This is a genomic window from Arsenophonus sp. aPb, from assembly GCF_029873475.1.
GTDB lineage: Bacteria > Pseudomonadota > Gammaproteobacteria > Enterobacterales > Enterobacteriaceae > Arsenophonus.
In genome coordinates, this window is record NZ_CP123499.1 from 2,365,128 (window position 1) to 2,377,765 (window position 12,638).

At 38.1% G+C, this 12,638-nt stretch carries 8 protein-coding genes; 1 reads left to right on the forward strand and 7 read right to left on the reverse strand.

The window, feature by feature from the left end:
• Positions 1–141: 141 nt before the first annotated feature.
• Complete coding sequence (gene mscS, locus QE177_RS10565; RefSeq protein WP_280549449.1) at positions 142–993, reverse strand: small-conductance mechanosensitive channel MscS; 852 nt, start codon at positions 991–993, stop codon at positions 142–144.
• A 102-nt stretch (positions 994–1,095) separates the two neighbouring features.
• Entirely contained in the window at positions 1,096–1,467 is a 372-nt protein-coding gene (locus QE177_RS10570) for a YacL family protein (RefSeq protein WP_280549451.1), read from the reverse strand.
• A gap of 365 nt (positions 1,468–1,832) precedes the next feature.
• Here QE177_RS10570 and QE177_RS10575 point away from each other — a divergent pair, with 365 nt between their 5' ends.
• Positions 1,833–2,168 carry a hypothetical protein gene (locus tag QE177_RS10575; protein WP_280549453.1) on the forward strand — a complete coding sequence of 112 codons (336 nt, stop codon included), beginning with the start codon at positions 1,833–1,835 and terminating at the stop codon, positions 2,166–2,168.
• Between the two features lie 173 nt (positions 2,169–2,341).
• Here QE177_RS10575 and acnB read toward each other — a convergent pair whose 3' ends face one another.
• The 5 genes from acnB to pdhR all read right to left on the reverse strand — a co-directional run bounded on the left by acnB (position 2,342) and on the right by pdhR (position 12,250).
• On the reverse strand, positions 2,342–4,939 hold the full coding sequence (acnB, locus tag QE177_RS10580; protein ID WP_280549455.1) for a bifunctional aconitate hydratase 2/2-methylisocitrate dehydratase: 2,598 nt from the start codon (positions 4,937–4,939) through the stop codon (positions 2,342–2,344).
• Between the two features lie 451 nt (positions 4,940–5,390).
• On the reverse strand, positions 5,391–6,815 hold the full coding sequence (gene lpdA, locus QE177_RS10585; protein WP_280549457.1) for a dihydrolipoyl dehydrogenase: 1,425 nt from the start codon (positions 6,813–6,815) through the stop codon (positions 5,391–5,393).
• A gap of 203 nt (positions 6,816–7,018) precedes the next feature.
• On the reverse strand, positions 7,019–8,638 hold the full coding sequence (gene aceF / locus QE177_RS10590) for a pyruvate dehydrogenase complex dihydrolipoyllysine-residue acetyltransferase (RefSeq protein ID WP_280549458.1): 1,620 nt from the start codon (positions 8,636–8,638) through the stop codon (positions 7,019–7,021).
• A 12-nt stretch (positions 8,639–8,650) separates the two neighbouring features.
• Entirely contained in the window at positions 8,651–11,314 is a 2,664-nt protein-coding gene (aceE, locus tag QE177_RS10595; protein WP_280549461.1) for a pyruvate dehydrogenase (acetyl-transferring), homodimeric type, read from the reverse strand.
• A 165-nt stretch (positions 11,315–11,479) separates the two neighbouring features.
• Positions 11,480–12,250, reverse strand: coding sequence for a pyruvate dehydrogenase complex transcriptional repressor PdhR (gene pdhR, locus QE177_RS10600; protein ID WP_280549462.1), 771 nt, complete (start codon positions 12,248–12,250; stop codon positions 11,480–11,482).
• Positions 12,251–12,638 lie beyond the last annotated feature (388 nt).

Genomic DNA, 12,638 nt, shown 5'->3' on the forward strand with positions numbered 1-12,638 from the left:
TATTAAAAAGCATAATAGGAAAGATTAATCATAATGAATAATTTTAATTAACGCTAATTAATACACGTCAATAAATAGAGAAATAGTTTACTAACCAATAAAAATATTGGTGTGAAGCCTAATCCACACCAATGTGATTGGTTAGCCATTTTTAGTTTGATATAAATGAACATCCATTTGTGGGAAAGGTATGCCAATATTATGTGCATCTAACTGTTTTTTAAAATTTTCCATTAAGTCCCAGTAAACATTCCATGCATCAGCGTTAGTCGTCCAAACACGTACTACAAAATTAAGCGAAGAAGGTGCCATTTCATGTAAACGGATAGTAACCCCTTTATCATGCTGAATACGTTCATCTGCCGCAATAACATCGCCTAACACTTTTTTAACACTGTCAATATCCGCATTATAAGCGACACCTACCATTATTTGCGTACGCCGATTTGGCTCACGAGAGGTGTTAATGATATTGTCATTAATTACTTTGCTATTGGGTATAACAACGATGCGATCATCGGCAGTGCGTAATGAGGTTGAAAAAATCTGCACATGCTCCACAGTTCCTTCCACCGAGCCTAAAATGACATATTCCCCTGCGCGTAATGGTCTAAAAATAACCAATAGTACGCCAGCAGCAAAATTAGATAAAGATCCCTGTAAAGCTAAACCAATCGCTAACCCGGCCGCACCTAAAACAGCAATGACAGAGGCGGTTTGTACGCCTAACTTACTTAATACGGCGATTAAGGTAAATGCAATAATGCCATAACGAACAATTGCTGATAAAAAATCTCTGACCGTCTTGTCTATTCCGCGTAATGACATTAATCGATTAGTGATATGACTGATCCATCTAGCAACGATCAAACCAGCAAATAGGATAACTAATGCAAAAACGATATTTACCGCATACTGAATTAATAGATCCTGATGATTAATAAACCAACTCTTTGCCTGATCAATCGTTTCTACTACACCATTTTCATCCATCTCAATCCCCTTCTAGAAAATAAACAATTACTAATCATATATCAAAAACTGTCTGATCTTAGATATGAAATTGACAAAATAAAATAGCAATTTTGTCATCCTTTACTTGATGCTATTTGATAAGATAAAGTTACGATAGTTTTCCAACATGTTAATAAAATCATCTAAACCACAAAATGCAATACTTTCATTATCGTAATAACACATCCCTTCTTCTAAATCTTCCGTTTGAAAATGTAACTGGTTAGCTCGGATCATGATTTCCTTATCATCCATAAACAATGTATATTCACGCCCGATTTTTTTCCATTGACGACCACTACCTTTAATAGAACGATAACCTGTCTGGATCTGCTCTAACTGACATAAATCACCGTTAATTTCCTCATTTAACCAATAACCAACTGCTTCATGATCCATTGAAAATCGAGCAATGACATGGCCTGTAACATTCTGCTGAAATTCATAATCCATATCGCATCTCCATCCTTTTACTCTAGTGCGACTTTAATTCGTCATTTAACCGCTCAAAATATTACCATTACAATAAAAATACTTTATTTTTCCGACAATATAAATACACAGTTATTTATAGAAATATTCACTTAAAAATTGACGATTAGTAAGCGATAACTTGTTACCAATAAGTAAGGCCGGCTTAGCTTATTCTATACCACAATGCCATTTTTAAGAGAGTTTATAACTATGTTTTGTTGTAGCGATAACTTTAAATGAGTAAGCTTTAATTAGGTTTGTGCAAAAACCATTTTCTTCATGAATTAGCTAAATGACTGTCATTCACTATATGAAATATTTTATTTACTAAAAGGATTTAAATTATGGATGTTAAAGAAATTAATGATAAATTAGATAAAATTATAAAACGAGCATATGAAGATGGTAGAATTAATAACGAAGAAGTTCAGAATATTCGTGATGTAGCCGATCTTGTTTTTGAAAAAATCGTCATTGAAGCAGCCAACACTGGTAAAAATAACGTTATAACAGCATTCCAGAAATCATGTGATGTAACGGTTCAATTAATGCAAGATTCTTTTTTCAAATTGAAAAAAGAAAATCTTAATAGCTGTCAAAAAGATCTAGTTAAAACCGCATTTAATGCACAACTTACTTATATAAAAGCTAATTTCGATCGCTTTTTTAATTCACTTTAACAAATCTAATTCAGTGTTGCTTGAAAAATAAGCAACTACATAAATAATAGATATAACGCTTAAAGTAGGTATAAAACTTTAGATAACAGACAGAATAATCTAAACCTTATACCCTATTTCTGGATTACTTACAGTAAGAAATAATGTAATAGGGTATAAGAAAAGTTATTGTTTTAAACAGCAGACTGAAAAATTATTCTATCTGCTTTATCTGTATATTGAGGTAGTAAGTCAAAATTTAAGTATTGATAAATATTTTGGCTGTTATTACCCACGCCATTAATAAATTGCAAATACTCTTCCACTGTTGGTAAATAGCCCAATAATGAAGCCACCGCAGCAAGTTCTGCTGATGCAAGAAAAACTTTGGCTCCCGTTCCTAATCGATTTGGGAAATTACGAGTAGAAGTTGAAACAACGGTTGCGCCATCCATAACACGCGCCTGATTACCCATACAGAGTGAACAACCAGGAATTTCAATTCGTGCACCACTTTTACCAAAAATATTATAATAACCTTCTTCGATTAACTTGGTCGCATCCATTTTCGTCGGCGGAGCAATCCATAAGCGAGTGGGAATTTGCCCTTTATATCGCTCTAAAAGCTCACCTGCTGCACGGAAATGGCCAATATTAGTCATACAAGAGCCAATGAAAACCTCATCAATTTTTTCATGTGCCACTGATGATAATAAACGTGCATCATCAGGATCATTCGGCGCACATAAAATGGGTTCGATTATTTCATTTAAATTAATTTCAATGATAGCCGCATAATCTGCATCGGCATCTGCGGTTAATAATTGCGGATCAGCCAACCATTTATTCATTGAATTAATGCGACGTTCAAGAGTACGGCGATCACCATATCCCTCAGCAATCATCCATTTCAATAATACAATATTAGATTGTAGATATTCGATAATCGGTTCTTTATCTAACTTGATTGTACAACCCGCTGCTGATCGTTCCGCCGAGGCATCTGCTAATTCAAACGCTTGTTCAACTTTTAATTGTGGTAAGCCTTCAATTTCCAATATTCGGCCGGAAAAAATATTTTTTTTACCTTGCTTTTCGACTGTTAATAATCCCTGCTCAATAGCATAGTAAGGAATTGCATGAACTAAATCGCGTAACGTGATACCCGGCTGCATTTGACCTTTAAAGCGGACTAATACCGATTCAGGCATATCTAGAGGCATAACACCCGTCGCCGCAGCAAAAGCAACTAAACCGGAACCAGCTGGGAATGAAATACCGATAGGAAAACGCGTGTGTGAATCCCCTCCCGTTCCTACTGTATCTGGCAGCAACATGCGATTTAACCAAGAATGAATAATGCCATCACCGGGACGCAAAGAAACCCCGCCACGATCCATAACAAAATCGGGTAAAGTATCATGAGTTGTCACATCGATAGGCTTTGGATAAGCAGCGGTATGACAAAATGACTGCATTACTAAATTGGCTGAAAAACCTAAACAAGCTAAATCTTTAAGTTCATCTCGTGTCATCGGCCCGGTAGTATCCTGCGAGCCAACCGACGTCATCTTGGGTTCACAGTATTCGCCAGGACGAATTCCAGGCTTATTACAAGCACGACCAACCATTTTTTGTGCCAAGGTAAAGCCTCTGTCACTTTGTATAACTGATTTTGCCTGGCGAAATACTTCACTAATAGGCAAGCCCATAGACTCTCGCGCTTTTGCCGTCAATCCGCGGCCAATAATCAACGCAATCCGCCCACCAGCTCGCACTTCATCAAGTAAAACGTCAGTTTTTAATGCAAAGGTTGCTAATAACGCATTAGTGGCATGACAGCGGATTTCTCCTTTATAGGGATAAATATCAATCACATCTCCCATATTAAGTGAAGTCACATCAACTTCAATTGGCAGAGCGCCCGCATCTTGCATGGTATTAAAAAATATTGGCGCAATCTTTCCGCCCAACACAACGCCACCATTACGTTTATTAGGTACAAAAGGAATATCTTTGCCCATAAACCATATTACTGAATTGGCTGCTGATTTTCGCGAAGAGCCTGTACCGACAACATCACCCACATAAGCTAATGGAAAACTTTTTTTATTCAATGTTTCAATCTGCTTGATGGGCCCAATAACACCAAGCTCATCTGGTATAATGCCATCACGGGCATTTTTAAGCATTGCTTGTGCATGTAACGGAATATCCGGTCGTGACCAAGCATCAGGTGCTGGTGATAAATCATCAGTATTCGTTTCACCCGTTACCTTAAAGACAGTTACAGTTAGTTTTTCTGCTAATGCAGGCCGCTCAAGAAACCATTCGGCATTTGCCCACGAGCCTAACACTTGACGCGCATATGTATTGCCCATATTTGCTTTTTCTTCTACATCATAGAAGTTATCAAACATTAATAAAGTATGGGATAAGGCTTTGGCTGCTATTGGTGCCAATTGTTCATCATCCAACGCATCAATTAATGGGTGGATATTATAACCACCCTGCATAGTACCTAATAACTCTATCGCTTTTGTTGAGGTAAGTAAGGTGGAATATGTTTTTCCTTGTGCGATAGCAGCTAAGAAGTCAGCTTTTACATAAGCAGCTTCATCAACACCTGGAGGAATACGATTACTTAACAGATCCAATAGAAAATTTTTTTCAGTTTCAGGCGGGTTTTTTATTAATTCAACTAACTTAGCAACTTGGGTAGCATTCAGTGGCTTAGGTATTATTCCTTGTGCCGCACGTTCAGCTACGTGCTCACGGTACTCTTTTAGCACGACGTTCTCCTCAATTGATTTTAATTTATATACCTGGCTATCAATATCTCAAATAGAAAATGAAGTGCCTGGTCAGAGGAATTGGCTTAACATAATTTTACATCTATCAATTATGCCCAGTATGGAACATCCAGAATAACAGAATTTAATTATACTGTTAATTTATTTACATACCTCCAACATTCATCAAGATCAATATATATTGATACATTTTTTATCCTAACTTATTCCTATTTTACGTATAAAAATTTATCCATTAATAGCAAAAATAGTTTGTTTTTTATAATAATTTGTAATAACTAGTTAATTTTATTAAATAACAAACATTTCAATTGAATAAACGATTAATCTTACTTTTCAATCAAAAAAATAGCTCCCTTATTTAAATCAAATAAAGGAGCTAGTAACAAATCAAATAATTTTCACAACAAATTTATTTTATTGAAATAAATTATTTTTTCTTCGCTTTAGGATTAGGTAAATCAGTAATACTTCCTTCAAATACTTCAGCAGCCATACCAATTGACTCGTATAATGTAGGGTGAGCATGAATGGTCAATGCAATATCTTCTGCATCACAGCCCATTTCAATCGCTAAACCAATTTCACCGAGTAATTCGCCACCATTAACACCGACGACCGCTCCACCAATAACACGGTGAGTTTCCTTATCAAAAATAAGCTTGGTCATACCCTCTGAACAATCAGATGCAATAGCACGACCAGAAGCAGCCCATGGGAAAGAGGCCACTTCATAACTAATACCTTTTTCTTTAGCTTCTTTCTCCGTCAAACCAACCCAGGCAACCTCCGGCTCAGTATAAGCAATTGAAGGGATAACTTTTGGATCAAAATAGTGTTTCAAACCAGAGATCACCTCAGCCGCCACATGACCTTCATGGACACCTTTATGAGCCAACATTGGTTGGCCAACTATGTCACCAATCGCATAAATATGAGGCACATTGGTACGCATCTGTTTGTCTGTATGGATAAAACCGCGCTCATCCACTTCGACTCCTGCTCTACCCGCATCAATCAATTTGCCATTGGGTACACGACCAATTGCCACTAAAACTGCATCATAGCGCTGTGGTTTTGCCGGCGCCTTTTTGCCTTCCATTGTGACATAGATACCATCTTTTTTAGCTTCAACCGCAGTCACTTTAGTCTCAAGCATTAAATTAAACTTCTTACTTATCTGTTTAGTAAAAAGTTTAACAATATCCTTATCGGCTGCGGGGATAACCTGGTCGAACATTTCCACAACATCAATTTCCGATCCTAATGCATGATATACGGTCCCCATTTCTAAACCAATGATACCACCGCCCATCACTAGCATACGCTTGGGAACTTTTTTTAGTTGTAAAGCATCAGTAGAATCCCACACACGAGGATCATCATGTGGAATAAATGGAAGTTGGATCGGACGTGAACCTGCTGCAATAATGGCATTGTCAAAGTTTATCGTCGTTACTTCTTTTTCACCTTCAACAACCAGTGTATTCGCGCCGGTAAATTTACCTAAGCCATTAACAACTTTAACTTTACGGCCTTTTGCCATTCCTGCTAGACCGGTTGTCAATTGACCAATAACTTTTTCTTTCCACAGCCTTACTTTATCGATATCGGTTTTCGGTTCACCAAATACAATCCCATGTGCTGCCAATGCCTTGGCTTCTTCAATAACTTTTGCAACATGTAATAATGCTTTGGAAGGAATACAACCGACATTGAGACAAACACCGCCTAATGTCGCATAACGCTCGACTAAAACTGTTTCTAAACCCAGATCTGCACAGCGAAAAGCTGCTGAATAACCCGCAGGGCCCGCACCTAGAACCACTACTTGGGTTTTAATTTCAGTACTCATCATGACCTCTTACTTTTGTTGTCCGGCGGGTCAGACGAAAAAATTTATAACCACCGAGACGTGTGTACTACAGGCAGTTTACAGAATTGTTAACATTCTTGAAAGCACTCGAACGTGACAGAACTCTCAACCTATAGGATGAAATAGAAAAAATTCTGTAACTACTAATAATAAAATAGACCGACATTCTGCCGGTCTATAAATCACATAACCAAACGGCGAATATCACTCATTAACTGTGCAATACGAGTGACGAAACGCGCGCCGTCTGCACCATCAATAACACGATGATCAAAGGATAGTGACATAGGTAATATCAGACGAGAAATAAATTCACTACCATTCCATACTGGTTTTATTGATGAGCGAGATAGCCCCATAATAGCCACTTCTGGCGCATTAATAATGGGTGTAAAACTCGTTGTACCAATACCACCTAAGCTAGAAATGGTAAAGCTGCCACCTTGCATATCAGACGCAGTCAACTTGCCGGCACGCGCTTTCTTCGATACTTCCATCAATTCTTTTGAAAGCTCGATAATGCCTTTCTTATTAACATCGCGAATAACAGGCACCACTAAACCATTTGGTGTATCAACGGCGATACCAATATGAACATATTTTTTTAATGTTAAACGCTGAGCATCCTCAGAAATCGAACTATTGAAACGAGGCATTTCTTCTAATGCTCGAGCAACCGCTTTCATGACAAAAACTAACGGTGTAATTTTTATCCCCGTTTGCAACTTTTCCATCTCTTTATTTTGCTGCTTGCGGAAAGCTTCTACTTCGGTAATATCAGCATCTTCCATAACGGTGACATGCGGGATCATTACCCAGTTACGACTCAAGTTAGCACTAGATATCTTTTGAATGCGACCGAGTTCAACTTCTTCAACTTCACCAAATTTACTAAAATCAACTTTTGGCCATGGTAGCATGCCTGGCAAACCACCCGCTGTTGTCGCTCCAGCTTCAGAACGTTTTACCGCTTCTTTCACATAAGCCTGAACGTCTTCACGCAGAATGCGACCTTTACGCCCAGTTCCTTTTACCTTAGCCAAATTGATACCAAATTCACGCGCTAAACGGCGAATAAGCGGTGTTGCATGTACATACGCATCATTTTCAATAAATTCATTCTTAGTCTCAGAAATACCACTAGCCTTTGCAGTAGATGAAACTTGAGGCTCTTCAGAAGATGGGACTGCAGATTTCGTTGCTATTTCAGCGCTGCTAGCTTCTGCACTGGCAGTTGGCGAAGCTACGGTGGCATCAACTGCAAAAATCATAATAAGTGAACCAGTTTTAACTTTATCACCTTTTGCAATTTTGATCTCTTTGACTTCACCAGCAAACTGTGCAGGCACTTCCATCGATGCCTTTTCGCCTTCTACCGTAATTAGTGATTGCTCAACGGAAATTTTATCACCAACGTTAACCATTACATCAGTAACTTCAACTTCATCATTACCAATATCCGGTACAATAACTTCCTTTAATTCACTTTTTGCTTGAGCTACATCTTTGCTATCTGCTTTATCTGAGTTTGAATCTGAGGCTGTTTTAGCACTAACTTCCGGCGCTTTTTCTTCTGTATCAAAAACCATGATCAACTTGCCGGTTGCCACTTTATCACCAACTGCTACTTTAATTTCTTTGACAACCCCAGCCTGTGGTGACGGAACTTCCATTGACGCCTTTTCACCTTCTACGGTAATTAACGACTGCTCAACATCAACTTTATCGCCCACTTTTACCATAATTTCGGTAACTTCAACTTCATCTGCACCAATATCAGGAACGTTAATTTCAATAGACATTGATTTTACCTCTTATGCCAGACGCGGGTTAATTTTTTCTGGGTTGATGTTGTATTTTTTGATAGCTTCATCCACCAATTTTACATCCATTTCACCACGTTTTACTAATTCACCCAACGCCGCTACTACTACATAGGAAGTATCAACCTCAAAATGATGACGGAGGTTTTCACGGCTATCTGAACGACCAAAACCATCAGTACCCAAAACACGATAATCACTTGCAGGAATGTAGGAACGAATTTGTTCTGCAAATAATTTCATATAATCTGTTGATGCAACCGCAGGCGCATCATTCATGATTTGAGCAACATAAGGTACACGAGGTTTTTCAGACGGATGTAACATATTCCAACGCTCACAATCTTGTCCTTCACGAGCTAATTCGGTAAATGACGTTACACTATAAACATCAGAACCAATACTGTACTCACTGGACAAAATTTTTGCCGCTTCGCGGACGTGACGCATCATTGAACCTGATCCTAATAATTGAACTTTGCCTTTTTTGCCTTTTAGCGATTCAAGTTTATAGATACCTTTACGAATACCTTCCTCGACACCAGCAGGCATCGCTGGCATATGATAATTTTCGTTCAAGGTAGTAATATAATAGTAAACATTTTCTTGTTTCTCACCATACATACGAACTAAACCATCGTGCATAATAACAGCAACTTCATAAGCATAAGCTGGATCATAAGAGATACAGTTAGGTATGGTTAGTGACTGGATATGGCTATGTCCATCCTCATGCTGCAAACCTTCACCATTCAATGTAGTACGCCCTGAAGTCCCGCCAATCAGGAAACCACGCGCTTGCTGGTCTCCCGCCGCCCATAGCAGATCACCAATACGCTGAAAACCAAACATGGAATAATAAATATAAAATGGGATCATCGGCAGGTTATTCGTGCTATATGATGTAGCGGCAGCTAACCAAGAGGCACCAGCACCCAATTCATTGATACCTTCTTGAAGAATTTGACCTTTTTCATCTTCTTTGTAGTAAGCAACTTGTTCACGATCCTGAGGAGTGTACTGCTGTCCATTTGGACTATAGATCCCAATCTGACGGAATAAACCTTCCATACCAAAAGTACGTGCTTCATCAGCAATAATTGGCACTAGACGATCTTTAATTGAATTATTTTTTAACATTACGTTCAAAGCACGTACAAATGCGATCGTAGTAGAGATCTCTTTATTTTGCTCGGCTAATAATTGGCTAAAATCTTCTAGGCTAGGAATATCTAATTTTTCATCAAAGGTAGGATTTCGTGCCGGTAAATATCCGCCTAATGCCTGACGACGTTCATGCAAATATTTATATTCATCTGAATCTTCTTTAAAAGTAATAAAAGGCAATTTTTCCACTTGATCATCCGCTACCGGTACATTAAAGCGATCACGGAAATAACGAACCCCTTCTAGATTCATTTTTTTCACCTGATGGGCAATATTTTTACCTTCAGCAGTATCGCCCATGCCATAGCCTTTAACCGTTTGAGCTAAAATGACTGTTGGCTTACCTTTAGTATCTTGCGCTTGCTTAAAAGCGGCATAAACTTTTTTCGGATCATGGCCACCACGGTTTAACGACCAGATTTCATCATCGGTCATATCCTTGACAAGTGCACTTGTCTCAGGATAACGATTGAAGAAGTGTTCACGAACATAAGCGCCATCTTTAGATTTAAATGTTTGATAGTCACCGTCTAAAGTTTCATTCATCAACTGAATAAGTTTACCTGAAGTATCCTTGCGCAATAATTCATCCCAGCGGCCACCCCACAGGACTTTAATAACCTGCCATCCAGCACCGCTAAAAATACCTTCTAATTCATTAACAATCTTACCATTACCAGTAACTGGCCCATCAAGGCGTTGTAGGTTACAGTTGATCACAAAAACAAGGTTATCTAACTTTTCTCGAGTCGCAATGGTGATGGCACCTTTCGATTCAGGCTCATCCATTTCACCGTCACCAAGGAAAGCATAAACTGTCTGATCTGCGGTATCCTTTAAGCCTCTGTGTTGTAAGTATTTTAAGAATTTTGCTTGATAAATAGCACCAATTGGACCTAATCCCATCGAGACGGTAGGAAATTGCCAAAACTCAGGCATCAGCTTAGGATGAGGGTAAGAGGAAAGACCTTTGCCACCAATTTCTTGCCGGAAATTGTCCATTTGCTCTTCAGTGAGACGCCCTTCCAAAAACGCACGTGCATAGATACCAGGTGAAATATGCCCTTGGAAATAAACTAAATCTCCACCATTTTTATTGTTTTTTGCCCGGAAGAAGTGATTAAAACAGACTTCATATAAAGTTGCAGAAGACTGGAAGGAAGCCATATGACCACCTAACTCCAAATCTTTTTTAGAAGCTCGTAAAACTGCCATTACAGCATTCCAACGAATCGCAGAGCGAATACGACGCTCTAAATCCATGTTGCCTGGATAATCAGGCTCATCCTCTACGGAAATAGTGTTGATATAATCACAGTTTCCAGAACCTGCTGCGATATTAACGCCGCCCTTACGTGCTTGTTGTAATACTTGATCAATAAGATACTGAGCACGATCAACACCTTCTTCACGGATGACCGATTCGATCGCCTGTAACCAGTCGCGAGTTTCGATCGGATCCACGTCATTCTTCGACATATCTGACATGGTCTATTCCTTATCTATTATCTGTTTCTAATATAGTTACTGAGCCATCTTTTGAACATATTTACTAAAACCAAAAAGAAGAACAAAAGATAGTTCCTATTGCCGCAACTTTGTCTCTAATAAATCAGAGTGGTAATGCAGACGCAGCAACAAAAATCTGCACTACTAAATTAAATTTTGGTATTGTTGTACTCGACGTAAAGAACGCTCACGACGTGTATGCTCACGGCTGATGTCCAGCAAAATCTCCTCAATAAATGCTAAATGACGATGTGAAGCTTCCTGTGCTTTTTCAGGTTCACGTGCGATAATAGCTTCAAAAATTTGAGTTCTATGTTTACTTACTGCTGCATGCATTTCTTTACGTGTATATAAACACTCAAAATTTTGTCTAATATTCTGCTCTAACATTGGAACCATACAACGAAGTATATGGAGTAATACGACATTATGCGCCGCTTCAGTAACAACCAACTGATATTGCAAAACAGCTTCAACTTCAGCATTAACATCTCCACGCTCTTGGATATCCTGAATTTGTAGATGACTTATCTTAATTCGAGCCAGATCCTCATCAGTACCTCTTAAAGCAGCATAATAAGCCGCAATACCTTCAAGTGCGTGACGTGTTTCCAAAAGATCAAATTGTGATTCCATATGGCCAGATAATAATTGGGTAAGCGGATCACTAAAGCTTTGCCATAAATTTGTTTGGACGAATGTACCACCTCCCTGTCGGCGAAGGAGAAAACCTTTTGCTTCTAGCTTCTGAATCGCCTCACGCAAAGAAGGACGAGAAACATCAAATTGCTTAGCCAACTCACGTTCAGGTAGCAATTTTTCTCCGGGGCGCAATATTCCTTCAAGAATTAAATGCTCAAGGCGCTGTTCAATGACATCAGATAATTTAGGTTGGCGAATTTTGCTATAAACCATATTTACAATTGGCCACTCATATTTTGCGTAAATATTTATTTAACACTACCAAAGTCAATTGGTAATACCAATTTATCTTAGATGTACATAAAGTAACAAAGTATTCACCAGCTGTCCATAAAAGCTTAAATTTAACCTTAAAAAACTTGTACTTTTTGATAAGGATTTTTAAAAATTCAAAAAAATGATAGTTTCAGTTTATTTTGAAGCAGCAATGTTAATTTTTTTATATATAATTAATCAACTGAAACGTTACTATTTGCTTTTAATCAAACAATTAATCAATATGAATGAATAAATATTCAATGTAATAATTAAAAAACAACAAGTTTTTATAATTGATATTAATGTTTTTCAATGACAATGATTGATAGAATTGATGTTAAAA

Coding starts and splice junctions, on each gene's coding strand:
- mscS (WP_280549449.1), bottom strand. CDS start 993: ATGGATGAAAATGGTGTAGTAGAAACGATTGATCAGGCAAAGAGTTGG.
- QE177_RS10570 (WP_280549451.1), bottom strand. CDS start 1,467: ATGGATTATGAATTTCAGCAGAATGTTACAGGCCATGTCATTGCTCGA.
- QE177_RS10575 (WP_280549453.1), top strand. CDS start 1,833: ATGGATGTTAAAGAAATTAATGATAAATTAGATAAAATTATAAAACGA.
- lpdA (WP_280549457.1), bottom strand. CDS start 6,815: ATGAGTACTGAAATTAAAACCCAAGTAGTGGTTCTAGGTGCGGGCCCT.
- aceF (WP_280549458.1), bottom strand. CDS start 8,638: ATGTCTATTGAAATTAACGTTCCTGATATTGGTGCAGATGAAGTTGAA.
- aceE (WP_280549461.1), bottom strand. CDS start 11,314: ATGTCAGATATGTCGAAGAATGACGTGGATCCGATCGAAACTCGCGAC.
- pdhR (WP_280549462.1), bottom strand. CDS start 12,250: ATGGTTTATAGCAAAATTCGCCAACCTAAATTATCTGATGTCATTGAA.